The sequence below is a fragment of the Marivita sp. genome (genome assembly GCF_965656765.1).
Classification (GTDB): Bacteria; Pseudomonadota; Alphaproteobacteria; order Rhodobacterales; family Rhodobacteraceae; genus Marivita.
Genome location: NZ_CBFHLV010000003.1, coordinates 81,462 through 96,805, shown reverse-complemented (window position 1 = coordinate 96,805; position 15,344 = coordinate 81,462). Strand labels below are relative to the sequence as shown.

The window sequence follows — 15,344 nt, the reverse complement described above, 5'->3', positions numbered from 1 at the left end:
TCTCGAAAGACAGGGCATCTTCACCTGCCTGACGTCAGCATAAACCTGCACGCACAACACGCAGCCTGATTTTTCACTGGTCTGCAAGAGGCACCGAATTATTATGCCGCGAGAAACACAAGCAAGGTTTGTTCGATGCATGGTTTACATATTTTTCTCTTAGGTATTTTCGTCAGCACTCCAGCCTTTGCCAACGATCAGATTACCCTGGACGGGCTTGATTCCGGCGTCGACAAACGCAGCACGTTGCCCGCTTGCGAGAACATCCCCTACGACAAAGCCAATTGCGTTCGGGCGCTTGCATGTATGGGGTCCGAAGGCGTGTATTTCGATGGGCAGGCACATGGCTGGGACACAGGTATCGTGATCGGCTTTCTGAACGATGGCACATCCTGCACCGGCGAATGGAAGGCTGGCGGAGCAGACACTCCGGGACGTGCCAACTTGGTTTGCGAAAACGGGGTTGAGGCAAACGTGCTTTATCACACGCTCAACAACGAAACTGGCACCGTCATTGGCAGTGGCGTTGACACCAACGGGCGAGACATCACCGCGTGGTCCGGCGAAAAGGTTCTGCAGTTCCTGACCGGGCCAGACGATGATACCCCTGTCCTGCCTTGCGGGCCTGCGCCCATCCCGATCAGCTAACGGCGTTGATCACTCGCGGCCCACAAACGCCTGAATCCTCCCAAGCCGCCGGCCAGCCCAAACGATCAATGCGCCAAAGCCCGAAAACACAACCAAAAGGCCAAGAATGTTCAACGTGGTCCTGAACAGACCCAGATCGCCAAAATTCAAAAAGTGGTAAGGATACCGTCCGTCGAATTGCGCACGGACCATCGCTACAACACAATAAAGAAACGGCAGGATCAGCCACGGCAGAACATTGGGGTAACGCACCTCATCCTTGTGCACAAACACAAGCCAGTATCCGGCAAAGGCCACCGGGATCAGCGTGTGCAGCATCACATCAATCACCATGTCGATGCCTTGGTAATCTCGAAGGTGCGCCAAAAGCACGTGGTACACGATGGCCACCATCGAGATCGACAACAATAACCCGCTTTGCACCTTGGGGGACTCTCGCCATCCTGCGGCCACCAAAGCACAAGACAAACCAACCAGTGTGTTGGTCCAAATCGTGAAGTACCGGTAGTTAAACGCCAGCGTATCAATCAACCCAATATCGTAGCGGTCGATCCGAAGCCAAATGCGCGTGACAATCGTCACACAAACCGCCAGCGCCAAGAGGCCGGCGCAAATGCGTTTGGCGTTCACGAATCCTGCGTGTCTGCAAAATCCTTGTGAATGAACTTGGCATCGCAATAGCCGCATTCGACCCAACCAGTGTCATGCGGGATTTGCAGCCAGACGCGCGGGTGGCCCAAGGCCCCTTCGCCGCCATCACAGGCGATGCGGTAGCTGTCCACGATCTTTGTTTCGGGCGCTTGCGTAGCCATCTGCTGCGTTTCCTTCATTGGTGTTTTCCACTAGGTGCGGTTTAAGACGACACGACCAAGGGAGCAAGAGATAGCGATGACACAGAGCGCCATTGAGATCGAAGGTCTGCACAAAACCTATTCCGGCGGCAAAGAGGCCCTGAAAGGTATAGACCTGACCATTCCGCAGGGATCGGTGTTCGGGCTTTTGGGACCGAACGGCGCTGGCAAATCTACGCTGATCAATATCCTTGCAGGACTCGTGACCAAATCCGCCGGCAAAGTGACGATTTGGGGCTGGGATCAGGACGTGAACCCGCGCCAGTCGCGTGCCTCTATTGGTGTGATGCCGCAAGAACTAAACCTTGATCCTTTCTTCACGCCACGTGGAGCGCTCGAAGTACAAGCTGGGCTTTACGGTGTACCAAAATCAGAGCGTCGCTCTGATGAGATTCTCGAAATGATCGGCCTCAGCGACAAAGCCGAGGCCTATGCTCGGACTCTTTCGGGCGGCATGCGGCGGCGATTGCTCTTGGGCAAAGCACTGGTCCACCGCCCACATGTGCTCGTGCTGGATGAACCAACTGCGGGCGTCGACATCGAACTACGCCAGATGCTTTGGAACAATGTTCGCAAGCTTAATCGCGAAAACGGAATGACCATCATTCTGACGACGCATTATCTCGAAGAGGCCGAAGAGATGTGCGACGAGATCGCAATTATCAATCACGGCGAGGTCGTTGCCCGCGACAGCACCCGCAACTTGTTGGGTGCGCTGGATGCCAAAACCATGGTGATCCAACCCGATGCCGAGATCGGCGTGCTTCCCGAGGTCGAAGGCATCGGCATCACAACCCGCGAGGATGGCACGTTGGCAGTGAGCTACCGCGCCCGGCAAACCACAGCCGAAGACGTGCTGACCATGCTTCGCGACAACGGTGTGCGCATCCGCGATGTGCGCACAGAACAGGCCGATCTGGAAGATGTGTTCTTGTCGTTGACGCGTTCCGCCTAACCGAACGCTACTTTCTGCGCATCAACGCGCAGGCTGCAACATACGCCCAAGCCCACGTCCGCCCAGAACGTGAATGTGCAGATGCGGCACTTCCTGCACCCCGGCATCGCCTGCGTTCGATATAATCCGGTAGCCATCAGCCTGTACGCCCTCTTGCTTGCAGACCGCAGCAATTGTGCGATTAAAATCAACGATCTCAGCATCGCTGGCGTCGCTCGCAAAATGATCATAGCAGACATACGGGCCTTTAGGGATTACCAGAACATGCACCGGCGCCTGCGGCTGAATATCGCGAAAGGCCAGGCTGTGTTCGGTTTCCATAACAGTATCGTTCGGGATCTCTCCCCGTAGAATTTTGGCAAAGACATTCTGATCATCATAGACATAAGCCATATGGCGGTTCCTCAATCTGCAAACAGGTGGTCAGTTCGCGCAATGTCGAGCGCTTGTTCAGGCGCAATCGACAAAAAGCTGGCCAAAGCCGTCGCATTGGCCTCGATGCTGTCTTCCTCGCGGATACGCAGGTGATTTTCGAATTCAGCGTCACGGATGCGGTCACTTTCGTGAACAATGTCATTACGAATTGTCGGAAGCAGCCGTTCAAGCGTTTCCTGCGGCGTACGTTCACCGGCCAGCCCAACCCGCATCGCATGACCGATCAGATAGTCGTCGGAAAACGTACAGTTGATTTCAAGCAATCGCGTGGTTGCACGATCGCGGCAGAAATCTTCGAGAAGTTCCAGGTTTCCGGGATCCATGCAAACGACCATCCGATCCGTGTCGTAGTAATCGAACAGCATCCGCATCAAAGACCGGCGGTGACGGTGGCGTTTCCCAAGCGTCGACTGAATCCCCCCCATATCCAGAAGATCGGTGTCCTCTTCGTTGAACAGGTATTCGATGCACGGAACATTGGTCAGCTGCCGAATACGTGACACCAGCCGCTTTGCGACATGCCATTTTTTGCACACCACGATAAGCAACTCGCGTTCTCGGCCCAACGTGCTTTCGGTTTCCCAGAACCGCGGCGCAAAACGACGCCCGATCCGGCCTTTACCAGTAAGAAACTTGTAAAGCGACCGACCTTCGTTTGAGATCTCGAAATTGACACCCTTGGCCGAATAAAGCGATCCCAGCCGTTCTTTCAGTTGCAACGCCTCAGGGCTGATCTTGCGGGCAAACAGAAAGTCCTGGCTCAGCAGCAAATCGAAATGGTCGTTATAAAACGTGACCGGCATCCCGTAATCCGAGAACATCAAAAAGGTCAGCGTCCGGCACTCAATCTCGTTCTCCGGCACCAGATGCCGAACCAGAGTCTGAAAGAAAGTCTCGTCCGGGATCCATGTGGTACTGAAAAAACGCATGACATCGCGTCGCTTCCCGACAAAATCGAGGATTGCCTCGATTGTGCGGCGACGCAGACACCACCATTGACTGCCAATCTGGATCTCGAGATCTTCGGGAATTTTCCGTGTCAAACCGAGCTTTTTTTGCAGCTGATAGCTCTGGTAGAAAATCGTTTTGTGCGTGCGTTCGTTGAAGTAGTGGCGGTAAATCAGCCTCTCTTCTTTCATCCCAGTCTTGATCCAGTCGGATGCGAAGAAATCAAAGCTTTCGATGAAATCCGCATCCACGCGGTCTAGATAGGCATGGGCATATTCGGCAGTCTTGATCGCCTGACAATCGCCAGACAGCATATAGAAATGGGTAGCCCGCGGAAACGCGTCCACTGCTGCTTCGACGGCATAAAGCGTGGCTTGAACCAGCGACCATTCCCCCCAACCACACTTGATTCGCTTCTTGGCAAAGGTCACGTTTGGATTGTCAGAAAGCGCGGTTTGAATCGCTTTGTATGCTTGGGCGTCGGCACGCGCATCAAAGTGAATGGATATGAAATCTCCGACCGCTGTCAGGCTCAGCGCCTGTCGGATGATTGCGTCCGGGTCCTTGTGACACAGGAGTATGAAGGCAACATTCGCCATTCAGGTCCGCATTTGCCCTATTTTTACCTCGTTCTTGTAGTGATAAGCGTGTTCAGTCATTGAATAAACCGACTTTATTTGATTTTTTGTTTACGTTACCGGACGACAAGAGCCCGGAACGAGGCTGGAGGCAGCAGATTATGGGTTTTCCCGGAACGTGGATGACCGAAAGCGAAAGCATGGTCTATCGCGTGGTTCCCAAATGCGCATGTTCGACCATTGGTCAGATCATGTATTATTCTGATCATGGTGAATTCTTTGAGGGTGACATCCATGATGCGCAAAACGGCCTGCACAAATGGGCTCTGGACCACAGCAAAGACCCGATCACACAACGCATTCAGGCGCATGATACCTATTCGTTTACCTGTGTGCGCAATCCGTATACTCGCATCCTGAGTTCGTTCTTCGACAAGATTTGCGGCATCCAGCGCAACGGCAAACGGTATCGGGGCAACCTTGTACCACTTCTGATCCAGAAATACGGGATCGAAGTCGGCGGCGATGACGGTAAACAGGAATTCGATCAGGTCAAAAGCTTCCGTCGCTTCCTCTTGTTCGCGCGCGACACCATTCGCTGGCGTCGCCCAATGGATCCGGACATTCACTGGTCGGCCATGTCGGGGCATATCAGCACGTTCATCGTGAACGGTGGTCGTTACGACAACATCTTCTGGACCGAAAGCTTTAACGACGGGATGGCCGACGTTCTAGAGCATGTTGAAACAAAACAGAAAATCGATTTGACCACGATCCCCCGCTTCAACGAAAGCGAAGGGCACGGCCCAAAACGCGCCCATCCGGTTGAGGATTATTTCGACGACCTGTCGATGCATCTGATCTACGAGATCTACAAAAAAGATTTCGACCTGTTCAAATACGATTTCGAAAACCCGGGCAACAAGATGCCCATCGGCGAGATTGATCTGGAAGAAGTGCACGCCAAACTGGGCGACTGATGCGCTCGTTTTGCGGACAACGCCGTGCGAACCAACTTTCAGTGCACCTCAATCGGGAAGCTCTGAGGAGGGGATAATCGGGAAAAAAGAACTGCCCGACCACACCCCGAACCAGCTTGCGCCATCCACTTCATGATGCGCCCCGCATTCGACCAAGCGGTAAAAGCTTTTGCGGTCGATCAGCGCCTCAAGGTTGGCACGAACCAAAACATACGGCGACGGCTCTCCAGTCTTGGCATCGCGTTCAACGCGTATAGGGTTGTCAGGTCCCGCTGCAACCGTATCCCCGACATGTGTGGTAAAGGTCAAAACCTGCGCTTCACCGTCGCCCGACACATCGAAATCGATGGCCACAAACGGTGCATCGTCTACGGTGATCCCAACCTTCTCGACCGGCGTGACGAGAAAGTACTTATCGCCATCTTTCCGCAAAATTGACGAAAACAGTTTGACCAACGGCGCGCGCCCAATCGGCGTGCCCATGTAGAACCAAGTCCCGTCCCGCGCGATACGCATATCCAAATCCCCGCAAAACGGCGGATTCCAAAGGTGCACGGGCGGCAAACCTTTACTCTTGGTGGCGCGAACAGAGGCAGCGATGCCTTCTGCGGACGGAATAACACGATCTTGTGCGCTCATTGCTTTTGCCATTTCCCCTTTGCGCGTTACACTTTCCTGAAACCAATGTAATGCGCAAGGGAGACACGTCATGGTCGCAGCCGAAGATTTGGTCGCTGAGATCGAAGCGCTGGAAGACAAGCTGGCGCAGGCCAAGACGGCGATCACCCGTCGCTTTATCGGTCAGGAACGCGTTGTCGAACTGACCCTGACATCACTCCTATGTGGTGGCCACGGGTTGCTGATCGGCTTGCCGGGTCTCGGCAAGACCCGACTTGTCGAAACGGTCTCGACCGTGATGGGGCTCAACGGCAGCCGGGTTCAGTTCACACCCGACTTGATGCCAGCCGACATTTTAGGCTCCGAGGTTCTGGAAACCGGGACCGATGGCAGCCGCGCCTTCAAGTTCATTCCCGGGCCAATTTTCTGCCAGCTTTTGATGGCAGACGAAATCAACCGTGCCTCACCACGCACACAATCCGCTCTGTTGCAGGCAATGCAGGAAAAGGTCGTAACCGTTGCCGGCGAAACCCGCCCGCTTGAGGCTCCGTTCCACGTTCTCGCCACCCAGAACCCGATTGAGCAAGAAGGCACTTATCCGCTTCCCGAAGCGCAGCTCGACCGCTTTTTGGTTCAGATCGACGTTCAATATCCGGATAGACAGACAGAAAAAGAAATCCTGATGGCCACAACCGGCGCAGAAGAGGCCGAGGCGTATGGTGTGTTCACAGCCGCCGAATTGATCGCGGCACAGAAACTGTTGCGCCGAATGCCTGTGGGCGATGCCGTGGTCGAGATGATCCTCGACCTTGTTCGCGCATTCCGACCGCACGACCCGCTGGCCAGTGATCGCGTGAAAGACACCGTGGCATGGGGCCCCGGCCCGCGCGCCGCTCAGGCGTTGATGCTCACGGTCCGCGCGCGCGCACTGCTCAAAGGGCGGCTTGCACCTGCACCAGAGGACGTGATCAACATGGCGCGCCCCGTTCTGACCCACCGTATGGCGCTGACCTTCTCGGCACGGGCACGCGGCGAAGACCTTGGCAACCTGATTGACGAAGTAGCCCATCGTATGGTGGCGACCGAGGCGGCTGCGTGACGACAGTCACTGCCCTTCGCCAACGTTCGGAAGAAGAAGCCGCCAAACTCCCCGCGCTTTTGGCCCGGGCTGAACACCTTGCAGGAACCGTCCTGCTGGGTGAACATGGGCGGCGGCGCTCTGGGCTTGGTGATGATTTTTGGCAATACCGCCCATTACAACAGGGCGATGCGCTGCGGGATGTTGATTGGCGGAGATCTGCACGCAGCGATACGCAGTTTGTGCGCGAGCGAGAATGGCAAATTGCTCAAAGCGTCATACTATGGGTCGATCAGGCTGCGTCGATGCGTTTTGCCTCAGATGCAAATCTCAGCACAAAAGCCGACCGCGCGCGCACCCTTGCGCTGGCCGGTTCGATCCTGCTGGTCCGAGGAGGAGAACGTGTCGGCCTTACCGGGTTCGACCTGCCTCCGCGCCGAGGCCAAGCACAAATTACCCGTCTGGCCGAGATGCTGTCGGTCGATGACGTCGACGATTATTCCGAACCCGAAGCACGCGGCATGATCCCGCAATCTCGTGCGATTTTCTTTTCCGATTTTTTGGGTGATCCGGCCCCCGTTGAGGCCGCTTTGACCAAGGCGGCAGACCGAGGGGTCCGCGGCGCATTGGTGCAAATTCTCGATCCGAGTGAAGAAAATTTTCCCTTCGACGGACGTACGATTTTCCAAAGCGTTGGCGGCGGCTTGATACACGAAACGCTCAAAGCCGGCGATCTGCGAGCGCGCTATCTTGATCGCCTCGCTGAACGCAAAGACCGGTTGGAACAGCTGTCGCGCCTGACCGGCTGGCAATACCTAAGCCACCACACAAGCGACAGCGCGCAATCCGCGCTTCTCTGGATTTACCGGGCTATGGATGGGGCTCACGGATGACGCTATTTGGCATCGGTTTCGCAACTCCTTGGCTACTTCTGGCGCTTCTTACGCTGCCGATCCTCTGGTTGATCTTGCGGGCAGTGCCACCTGCCCCGATCCGCCGCGTGTTCCCAGGCGTGGTTCTCTTGCTTGGCCTAAAGGATGACGATCAGGTCAGCGACCGAACACCATGGTGGCTGCTGCTGTTGCGTATGCTAGCGGTTGCCGCGTTGATCATTGGCCTCGCAGGTCCAATCCTGAACCCGGAAACTGATGATCTGGCGGCAAATGATGGCCCACTCTTGGTGGTCATGGACGGGTCATGGGCCAGCGCCGCAAGCTGGCGCGCCAGAACCCAAGCACTTGACAGTTTGATGGTTCAGGCAGCGCGCGATGACCGTCGTGTGGCACTAATCAAACTGACCGCGCCGGAACCCACCAGCTTTCAAACAGCCGACGACCTGCGCGCCCGCATCGTCGGTTTGGCACCAGAGCCATGGGATCTTAACTCAACCCAAGTGGATCGCGCTCTTGAACTTTTGCCCGACGGTGATTTCGACACCTACTGGATGTCAGACGGTCTTGAACATGACGCCCGAGAAACCCTTTTGAGCGAACTTGAGACCCGAGGCACCGTCACGGTGTTTCAGGCCGGTCAAACCATTCTCGGTCTTGCCCCTGCACAATTCGAAGACGGCAATATCGTTCTGACCGTACTGCGCGCCCAAACCGCGAGCGAACGTGACGTAACGGTGTTGGCCCGAGGGCGCGACCCGGCTGGAAATCCAGCCGTATTGGCACGCGCGACCGCTACATTCGACGCCGACGCGGCAACAACGGAAACGGCTCTTGCGCTGCCATCGGAACTGCGCGCCCGGATCACTCGGTTCGAGATCGAAGGCAACCGCAGCGCTGGGGCCACTACCCTGCCAGACGATAGCCTGCGCCGCCGCGAAGTCGCGCTGATGGCCGGTCGTGAAGACCGTGAAGGTCTGCAACTTCTGTCCCCTCTTCACTACCTCCAAAAGGCACTCGAACCCAGTGCAGATCTCCTGACCGGCGCGCTAATGGATATGATCCCGGCGAACCCGGATGTAATCGCACTGGCTGATGTGGCAACACTCGGCGCCGCCGAAGAAGAAGCTCTGCTCGACTGGCTCGACGGCGGCGGCATCCTTCTGCGTTTTGCCGGGCCACGCTTGGCCGCAAGCGACGTCAGCAGGGATACCGAAGATCCGCTTCTTCCGGTACGCCTCCGCGCCGGGGGCCGCAGCGTTGGTGGCGCAATGAGCTGGGGTGAGCCGAAATCACTGGCTGAATTCAGCGAAGACAGCCCGTTCTTTGGCCTGCCGATTGCGCCAGATGTCACTGTTTCAGCACAGGTCATGGCGCAGCCTGACCCGGCTCTGGCCGAACGGGTGATTGCGCAACTCAGCGACGGCACACCGTTGGTCACACGCAAAGCAGTTGGTCAGGGACAAATCATTCTGTTCCACGTCACCGCAAACGCCGAATGGTCGTCATTGCCGCTGTCAGGTCTATTCGTGCAGATGTTAGAACGTTTGGCCATTGCGGCCGGTAGCGCCACACAACCCAGCGCCGAAGACCTTGCAGGCACTATCTGGCAGCCAAATTTGGTGCTGGACGGGTTTGGCGCCTTGGCAGATGGCAGTACCCTACCCGGTGTAGCAGGCGAAGATTTGATCGACGCAAGCTTGGGTCCAGACCTGCGCCCCGGCCTCTACCAAAGCCAAGACCGAGCTTTGGCCCGCAACGTGCTTGACACAGACGCAACGCTCATGTCTGCGACATGGCCATCAAACATCACGGTCGAAGGCCTGACCCAATCCGAGGAAACACCTTTGGCAGGATGGCTCTTGGCTCTGGCAATTGCGCTCTTACTCGCAGATATTGTCGCATCACTCTTCCTCTCCGGTCGCTTGTCGGGTCCACGCGCAACCAAAGCCGCAGCGCTTGTCTTAGCAGTGCTTCTGATGCCCGCCGCGCAAGCGAAGGCACAATCTACTGAAGACCAGTTCGCGCTTGCAACGACATCTGAAGTGACTTTCGCCCACGTCATCACGGGTGACGACACCTTGGATCGCACCGCGCAGGCCGGGCTGCTTGGTCTGTCCGAAACACTGTTCTTCCGCACCTCCGTTGAACCGGCGGAACCTGTCGCGGTGAACCTCGAAACCGATGAACTTGCGTTTTTTCCGTTCCTGTACTGGCCCATCACGCCAGATCAGCCGACACCGTCAGCCGAAGCATATGCCAAGTTGAACACCTATCTACGCTCGGGCGGGATGATCATGTTCGACACACGCGATGCCGACATTGCGCGGTTTGGCACCGGCAGCCCAAACGGACGCAAGCTGCAACAACTCGCAGCACCGCTGGACATCCCCCCGCTTGAACCGCTGCCCGAAGACCACGTACTGACGCGTACCTTCTACCTGCTCCAGGACTTCCCCGGGCGCCACAACAGCCACGATGTCTGGGTCGAAGCATCTCCACCCGACGCCGAATTGGTCGAAGGCATGCCGTTCCGCAACCTCAATGACAACGTCACCCCCGTAATCATCGGCGGCAATGACTGGGCGGCGGCATGGGCGATGGACGAACGCGGTAATCCGCTTTTCCCCATCGGGCGGGGCTATTCCGGCGAACGCCAGCGCGAAATCGCGTACCGCTTTGGGGTCAACCTCGTCATGCACGTGCTGACGGGAAACTACAAATCCGATCAGGTTCACGTGCCTGCACTTCTTGACAGATTGGGTAACTGATGACCGGCAGCATTGTCTTCGATCCACTCCTCCCGTGGGTGATTATCGCTGTTCTCGCGGGCTTGGCTGCACTTGGTGTGGCACTCGCCCTTTCGCGCGGGTTGCAGGGATGGGCCCTTCGCGCATTGGCCGCGCTGGTGGTCTTGGCCGCACTCGCGCAGCCGTCCTATCAAGTCGAGGACCGCGCGCCGCTGTCGAATATCGTTCTGATCGTCGAAGACAAAAGCGCCAGCCAATCTCTGGGCGACCGTCTGGACGCGACCACCAACGCAGCGGTCACTTTGGCCGCGCAACTAAACGCCCGCGAAAACACCGAGATCCGCCGGATCGAGGTCGGTGACGGCGAAGGCGATACCGGAACGCTGCTCATGTCCGCCGTGTCCGACGCGTTGGCCGAAGAACCCCGGGGCAGGATCGCCGGGGTTTTCCTGCTCAGCGACGGGCGCGTCCACGATCTGGAACGCACACCCGATCTACCTGCACCGTTGCACCTACTGCTGACTGGCAAGGAAACCGACTGGGATCGCCGCCTGATCGTCAAGAACGCGCCAGCCTTCGCCATCTTGGGCGAACCTGTCACCCTGACCCTCCGGGTCGAGGATGATGGCGCGGAACCGCAGGCAAGCTCAACCGTGATCGACATATCGGTCGATGGGGCAGAGCCACAGCAATTCGATATGCCCATCGGCGAAGACATCGAACTGCCGATCACTCTGCCCCACGGTGGGCTCAACGTGATCCAGTTCACCGTACCACTGGCCGAGGATGAATTGACCGAACGCAACAACACAGCGCTCGTTCAGATTAACGGCGTGCGCGATCGGTTGCGCGTGCTTTTGGTCAGCGGAGAGCCGCATGCAGGCGGGCGCACGTGGCGCAACCTCCTGAAATCAGACAGCTCGGTTGATCTGGTCCACTTCACCATTCTGCGGCCGCCAGAAAAGCAAGACGGCGTGCCTGTGACAGAACTGTCGCTGATCGCCTTTCCCACCCGCGAACTGTTCCTCGAAAAGATCGAAGACTTCGATCTCATCATCTTTGACCGCTACAAACGGCGCGGCATCCTGCCTGCGATCTATCTCGACAACGTGCGCAACTACGTCGAGGAAGGCGGCGCGGTTCTGGTCGCCGCTGGCCCCGATTTTGCCAGCGCCGACAGCATCTACCGCTCGCCCCTTGCCGACATCATTCCTGCCGAACCGACCGCCCGTGTGATCGAACGCGGTTTCCGCCCCGGCATCACCGAACTGGGCGACCGTCACCCTGTCACGTCCGGGCTCGCGGGTGCCGACACATGGGGCCGCTGGATGCGCCAGATCGAAGTTGATCCCATTGGCGGTGATGTCGTCATGAGCGGCATCGACGACAAACCACTGCTGGTTCTTGACCGCGTCGGCGAAGGGCGCGTCGCGCTGATCGCATCGGATCACGCATGGCTTTGGTCGCGCGGGTTCGAAGGCGGTGGCCCACAGCTTGATCTGCTGCGGCGCCTAGCACACTGGATGATGAAAGAACCCGAACTCGAGGAAGAAGCCCTTTGGGCCGAACCCACTGGTCAGACCATGCGCATCATCCGGCGTACACTGGACGAAACCATCGGCGCAGTGACCGTCACGCGCCCAGTCGGCACCGAAGAAGAGGTCACACTCGAAGAGGTCACACCCGGAAGGTTTGAGGCGCTCTATACCGGACCCGAGATTGGCCTCTATCGCTTGGCCGAAGGTGATCAGGAGGCGGTCGTTGGCCTTGGCCCCGCAGCACCCCGCGAATTCGAACAGACCATCGCCAGCGGAGAGACGTTGGAACCAGCCGTAGACGGCACCAATGGCGGTGTGCGCCGTCTTGAAGACGGCGTGCCAACCATCCGCGCCGTTGGCGAAGGCCGCCCTGCTGCAGGTCGCGGCTGGCTGGGCATTACCCCGCGCGAGGCCTTCGAGACACTCGACGTGACACAAACACCGATGTTACCGGGATGGTTGGTCCTGCTGCTGGCATCGGGTCTGATCCTTGGCGCATGGCTCCGCGAAGGACGGCGGGATACTTGATCTACAGTATAGTCGACGGGTCGAAATCGTCCGTCACCACACCGACGATCTGAAGCAGGAACTCACCGCTCACCGGGTCCAAGGCGCCGTCATAGAATGCGTCGGCCTGATCACGGGCATCAATCTCTGTCACGGCAAAGCCATCGAACAGGTCCATGACGGTGCGGGCATTGTCGACATTAGACATGCCAAGATGCACCGCGAAATAGGCACCGATGTCGGCCTTGGTTTCTAGAAACGCCCGATCCGCAATTTGCTGTGTGACAAATTCAGAACTTGCATCTGATTGTGGCAGCGCTTTGGCCCCTTCCAGCACCCCTAGAATAAAGCTGTCGCGTGGATAGCCATTATCCAGCGCACCCACCCAGAAATTCAAACCCTCCTGATCCGGCGTTCGACCAAGCACATTGTTGTAAACCGTCGTCGCAAAATCGAGATTGGAGGCTCCTTCGGGATAAGCCGCCACCGTCTCAGGTTGCGGAGCAAATTCTTCTGCCATCCCTTCGAGCGACAATCCATTGGCATAGGCTGTTGCCCAGAAATTGAGCCCCACCGCATCCGGCGCGCGATTGAAATATGCGATATAGAGCTCAATGATCGCTTCCAATTCCTCAGCCGACAATTGCGCCGCACCGCCAAAATTGTTGAGCTCGAACGTGATCGAGTCTGCAGCATCGTTGAAGTCAATCAGTTCAATCCCGGTCAACGTATCCGCGCCAGCCCCGTCTGTGCGCCGATCCTCAACAGTGGTTCCTGACGGCGAAATCGTCACCGTATGGCTGTTCTGTGGACCATCAAAAACCACGGTGTCCACGCCAAGGCCTCCGTCAATCACATCATTGCCAGCCCCCCCTTCAATCGTGTCGTTGCCGTGGTCACCAGCCAGCGTGTCAGGGCCATCTGTGCCATCGATACTGTCCGGGCCATTGGTTGGGCCCATCTGCGGGTCCGAGCCGTCAAACGGCACACTCAAAACAGCGGCACCATCCAAAGCGTCAACAAATGCGCCCCCATTCAGCTGAACATCGAATATGTCGATATCAATCGACCCGGCTTGGAGGATCTTGAACTCATAAGCGAATAGCACATCACCGACTTCTGCACTGTCAGAGATTGTGCCATCGACACCATCCGCATAAGACTCTTGGATCACCAAAGGCGCTTCGTTCGTGATGATCGCCTCGTTCTCGATTGTGCCAACAAATTCAAGGGCCAGACCGCTCAAGCCCGGATTGGTGTAAGTGAGGGTCCGAATGAATGTCTGAAAGTCAGTTTCGCCCGAGGGCAACGCCTCATCCAAGATGACATTGATCAAAAGCGTGTCTTCGAAAATTGCGGATTCAAGTCTGAAAGGCATGGTATGTTCCTATGAAGATCAAAATATTCGATGCGCTGGTTTCAGCGGTATGTTCGCTGCGACAGCCCCAAAAAGCCCAAATCTTATCAAAAGGTTAATAGGTCCGATCCGGCCCCAATGTTTCGCGCGCGAAACAATAGGTCCGCTTCGTGACCTATGCTGATTCAGCAAAGGTTCCTCGTTGTATCTCCGATCAGAGCACCAACCATCGGGCAAATACCCACCCTGAATTAGAAAAATAGCGGCAACACTGTATGCCGACCTGACATACGCGATGCGATAATCGTGAAGGACTGAATGCAATGCACCATAAAATATGAACCCTGAATACTCGAACTCGAAAACACCACTTAACGCTAGCGCAGCCATGCGCTCATCCTCAAGTAGAAAAACCAAAAATTTAGTGTTCTAGTGTGAGCCGTACAAATCTAATCGGTGAAATAAAAAACGGCCCCTTCATCGAAGGGACCGGGTGAACATTTCAGGTCTCTAAGTGGCAGGCTTAGCCACCAACCTTCTCATCGATGATTTCCTGAAACTCGGAATAGCTCATGTTCGAATAGGTCTCGCCATTGATGACGAATGACGGGGTCGAGCTGATACCGTGTTCTTCGGCATTGGCCTGATACCATTCGATCAAACCACGGGCCTTGTCGCCATTTGTCAGACATGCCTCAAGCTGTTCGTTTTCCAAACCGGCAATCCGGCCAATCTTGCGTAACTCGTCCGCAATGGCCGCTTCCGAACCGGCGCGACTCCATTCACCTTGGGTGTCATAGATCATCTCGGTGATGCCAAAGAAGCGGTCTTCGCCGCCGCACCGCGCGACCAGCGACCCCCAAAGACCGTAGCGGTCAAAGTAAACCTCTCGATAGGTGAACTTGACCTTGCCGGTGTCAATGTAGTCGGCTTTCAGGTCCTTGAACACGCCTTGGTGAAAGGTCGCGCAGTGCGGGCAGGTGAACGATGCATATTCAATCATTTCGACCGGCGCGTCTTCGGCACCAAGAACCATTTCCTGAATGGTGACGTCCGCCGCGGTGCTCTCCTGTGCGTTGGCCGCACCTGGCAGAACGATTGCCTGCCCGTTTACAGTCGGGGCAGCGCCCGTACCAGCGACCCACCATCCCGCACCAGCCACGAGGGCCGTTGCCAGTGCAATCGTCATCAACTGTTGTTTCATTGCGAAA

Annotated in this window: 14 protein-coding genes; 7 read left to right on the top strand and 7 right to left on the bottom strand. The window is 56.7% G+C overall.

The genetic code is table 11. From position 1 onward, the window contains the following. Window positions 1-135 precede the first annotated feature (135 nt). A complete protein-coding gene (locus ACTG4M_RS02135) occupies window positions 136-648 on the top strand; it encodes a hypothetical protein (RefSeq protein ID WP_439121982.1) in 513 nt (170 codons plus the stop codon). Window positions 649-657: 9 nt separating this feature from the next. Here ACTG4M_RS02135 and ACTG4M_RS02130 read toward each other — a convergent pair whose 3' ends face one another. After that, the gene (locus ACTG4M_RS02130; protein ID WP_439121981.1) at window positions 658-1,278 is read right to left on the bottom strand and encodes a Pr6Pr family membrane protein; all 621 of its coding nucleotides are present in this window, start codon (window positions 1,276-1,278) and stop codon (window positions 658-660) included. After that, a complete protein-coding gene (locus ACTG4M_RS02125; RefSeq protein WP_439121980.1) occupies window positions 1,275-1,460 on the bottom strand; it encodes a zinc-finger domain-containing protein in 186 nt (61 codons plus the stop codon). The genes ACTG4M_RS02130 and ACTG4M_RS02125 overlap by 4 nt, the downstream gene beginning before the upstream one ends. A 76-nt stretch (window positions 1,461-1,536) precedes the next feature. Between ACTG4M_RS02125 and ACTG4M_RS02120 the strand changes: the two genes are divergently transcribed. Next, the gene (locus ACTG4M_RS02120) at window positions 1,537-2,454 is read left to right on the top strand and encodes an ABC transporter ATP-binding protein (RefSeq protein ID WP_439121979.1); all 918 of its coding nucleotides are present in this window, start codon (window positions 1,537-1,539) and stop codon (window positions 2,452-2,454) included. A gap of 21 nt (window positions 2,455-2,475) precedes the next feature. Here the strand turns inward: ACTG4M_RS02120 and ACTG4M_RS02115 are convergent, their stop codons facing one another. Beyond that, window positions 2,476-2,847: a histidine triad nucleotide-binding protein gene (locus tag ACTG4M_RS02115; protein WP_439121978.1), complete on the bottom strand. Its 372-nt coding sequence runs from the start codon at window positions 2,845-2,847 to the stop codon at window positions 2,476-2,478. 11 nt (window positions 2,848-2,858) lie between these two features. After that, window positions 2,859-4,436, bottom strand: coding sequence for a DUF5928 domain-containing protein (locus ACTG4M_RS02110; RefSeq protein WP_439121977.1), 1,578 nt, complete (start codon window positions 4,434-4,436; stop codon window positions 2,859-2,861). Window positions 4,437-4,576: 140 nt separating this feature from the next. On the opposite strand from ACTG4M_RS02110, the gene ACTG4M_RS02105 reads away from it, so the two are divergent. Continuing rightward, window positions 4,577-5,395 carry a sulfotransferase family protein gene (locus tag ACTG4M_RS02105; protein WP_439121976.1) on the top strand — a complete coding sequence of 273 codons (819 nt, stop codon included), beginning with the start codon at window positions 4,577-4,579 and terminating at the stop codon, window positions 5,393-5,395. A 48-nt stretch (window positions 5,396-5,443) separates the two neighbouring features. On the opposite strand, the gene ACTG4M_RS02100 is transcribed toward ACTG4M_RS02105, so the two are convergent. Next, window positions 5,444-6,034: a DUF1285 domain-containing protein gene (locus tag ACTG4M_RS02100; protein ID WP_439121975.1), complete on the bottom strand. Its 591-nt coding sequence runs from the start codon at window positions 6,032-6,034 to the stop codon at window positions 5,444-5,446. 70 nt (window positions 6,035-6,104) lie between these two features. Here ACTG4M_RS02100 and ACTG4M_RS02095 point away from each other — a divergent pair, with 70 nt between their 5' ends. The 4 genes from ACTG4M_RS02095 to ACTG4M_RS02080 are packed head-to-tail and all read left to right on the top strand — an operon-like array spanning window position 6,105 to window position 12,797. Further along, window positions 6,105-7,112 (top strand): AAA family ATPase, encoded by a 1,008-nt coding sequence (locus tag ACTG4M_RS02095; protein ID WP_439121974.1) that lies wholly within the window; start codon window positions 6,105-6,107, stop codon window positions 7,110-7,112. Continuing rightward, entirely contained in the window at window positions 7,109-7,984 is an 876-nt protein-coding gene (locus tag ACTG4M_RS02090; RefSeq protein WP_439121973.1) for a DUF58 domain-containing protein, read from the top strand. The genes ACTG4M_RS02095 and ACTG4M_RS02090 overlap by 4 nt, the downstream gene beginning before the upstream one ends. Continuing rightward, entirely contained in the window at window positions 7,981-10,752 is a 2,772-nt protein-coding gene (locus tag ACTG4M_RS02085; RefSeq protein WP_439121972.1) for a DUF4159 domain-containing protein, read from the top strand. Before ACTG4M_RS02090 ends, ACTG4M_RS02085 begins: the two co-directional genes overlap by 4 nt. Next, window positions 10,752-12,797 carry a hypothetical protein gene (locus ACTG4M_RS02080; RefSeq protein ID WP_439121971.1) on the top strand — a complete coding sequence of 682 codons (2,046 nt, stop codon included), beginning with the start codon at window positions 10,752-10,754 and terminating at the stop codon, window positions 12,795-12,797. Before ACTG4M_RS02085 ends, ACTG4M_RS02080 begins: the two co-directional genes overlap by 1 nt. 1 nt (window position 12,798) lies before the next feature. Here the strand turns inward: ACTG4M_RS02080 and ACTG4M_RS02075 are convergent, their stop codons facing one another. Beyond that, the gene (locus tag ACTG4M_RS02075; RefSeq protein ID WP_439121970.1) at window positions 12,799-14,154 is read right to left on the bottom strand and encodes a DUF4214 domain-containing protein; all 1,356 of its coding nucleotides are present in this window, start codon (window positions 14,152-14,154) and stop codon (window positions 12,799-12,801) included. Window positions 14,155-14,656: 502 nt separating this feature from the next. Further along, window positions 14,657-15,337 (bottom strand): DsbA family protein, encoded by a 681-nt coding sequence (locus ACTG4M_RS02070; protein WP_439121969.1) that lies wholly within the window; start codon window positions 15,335-15,337, stop codon window positions 14,657-14,659. Window positions 15,338-15,344 lie beyond the last annotated feature (7 nt).

Bases quoted from the DNA above. Each gene is read 5' to 3' on its own strand.
- ACTG4M_RS02075 (WP_439121970.1), bottom strand. From the start codon at position 14,154: ATGCCTTTCAGACTTGAATCCGCAATTTTCGAAGACACGCTTTTGATC.
- ACTG4M_RS02080 (WP_439121971.1), top strand. From the start codon at position 10,752: ATGACCGGCAGCATTGTCTTCGATCCACTCCTCCCGTGGGTGATTATC.
- ACTG4M_RS02070 (WP_439121969.1), bottom strand. From the start codon at position 15,337: ATGAAACAACAGTTGATGACGATTGCACTGGCAACGGCCCTCGTGGCT.
- ACTG4M_RS02125 (WP_439121980.1), bottom strand. From the start codon at position 1,460: ATGGCTACGCAAGCGCCCGAAACAAAGATCGTGGACAGCTACCGCATC.
- ACTG4M_RS02095 (WP_439121974.1), top strand. From the start codon at position 6,105: ATGGTCGCAGCCGAAGATTTGGTCGCTGAGATCGAAGCGCTGGAAGAC.
- ACTG4M_RS02100 (WP_439121975.1), bottom strand. From the start codon at position 6,034: ATGAGCGCACAAGATCGTGTTATTCCGTCCGCAGAAGGCATCGCTGCC.
- ACTG4M_RS02115 (WP_439121978.1), bottom strand. From the start codon at position 2,847: ATGGCTTATGTCTATGATGATCAGAATGTCTTTGCCAAAATTCTACGG.
- ACTG4M_RS02120 (WP_439121979.1), top strand. From the start codon at position 1,537: ATGACACAGAGCGCCATTGAGATCGAAGGTCTGCACAAAACCTATTCC.
- ACTG4M_RS02110 (WP_439121977.1), bottom strand. From the start codon at position 4,436: ATGGCGAATGTTGCCTTCATACTCCTGTGTCACAAGGACCCGGACGCA.
- ACTG4M_RS02105 (WP_439121976.1), top strand. From the start codon at position 4,577: ATGGGTTTTCCCGGAACGTGGATGACCGAAAGCGAAAGCATGGTCTAT.
- ACTG4M_RS02085 (WP_439121972.1), top strand. From the start codon at position 7,981: ATGACGCTATTTGGCATCGGTTTCGCAACTCCTTGGCTACTTCTGGCG.
- ACTG4M_RS02135 (WP_439121982.1), top strand. From the start codon at position 136: ATGCATGGTTTACATATTTTTCTCTTAGGTATTTTCGTCAGCACTCCA.